This is a genomic window from Oleiphilus sp. HI0067 (genome assembly GCF_001635735.1).
In genome coordinates this window covers 1-686 of sequence record NZ_LWFI01001374.1, presented here as the reverse complement: position 1 = coordinate 686, position 686 = coordinate 1, and the positions used below count along the sequence as shown (strand labels likewise).

1 protein-coding gene is annotated in these 686 nt (G+C 44.2%); it reads right to left on the bottom strand.

The annotated features are described in order from the left end of the window. Positions 1-686, bottom strand: a 686-nt coding sequence (locus A3739_RS21840) for a GNAT family N-acetyltransferase (protein ID WP_156502751.1), incomplete at both ends; no start/stop codon positions are given.

Genomic DNA, 686 nt, shown 5'->3' with positions numbered 1-686 from the left:
TGCACCCTCTAATTCAAACGCTAAAAAGTCGTGATCAACTAACTCATAACGCTTGCGCTTAAGCGGTTTCAATTTACTCAAATCCACTACCACCAAACCGTCAATACAGTCTTGAAAATCAGGGTCAATATTAAAGCCGTGGAATCGGGTTCCACCGTCATCACATAACTCTGAGTATTGCTTGTAGAGCGTAGGAACAGAGTGACCAATCAAACCCAGCTGCTCACGCAACACAACAAAGGCATCTCTTGAATCTAAACCATCGAACAGGTGCTGATTGTGGACCTTGGCTTGATAGCCCATCATGTAAGGTCGTTTACATTCGATAATCGGTGTATGTGAAAAATAGTACTTACCGTAATAACCAAGCAAGAGGTCCTTACCTTTTTGGCTAAAGGCATTTGAAATACTCACTGCACCGAGCAAGTAGCGAACTTGAGAGTTTTGTCGAATATACGCGGCGATCCCCGTCCACAAGTAATCAAGACTGCGAGAGCCCCAATACTTTGGTTGAACAAAGCTTCTGCCCAGTTCGACACCGCGTGCCAAGGTTGGCTCAGCATTAGGCAAATAATGCATTAGTGTCGATGTATATAACTGATCAATCGCAATATCATGCGTTGACCGTAAACGATATGCACCAACGACTTCTTGGTCCGACTCGTCCCATAGAACAATATGCTGAT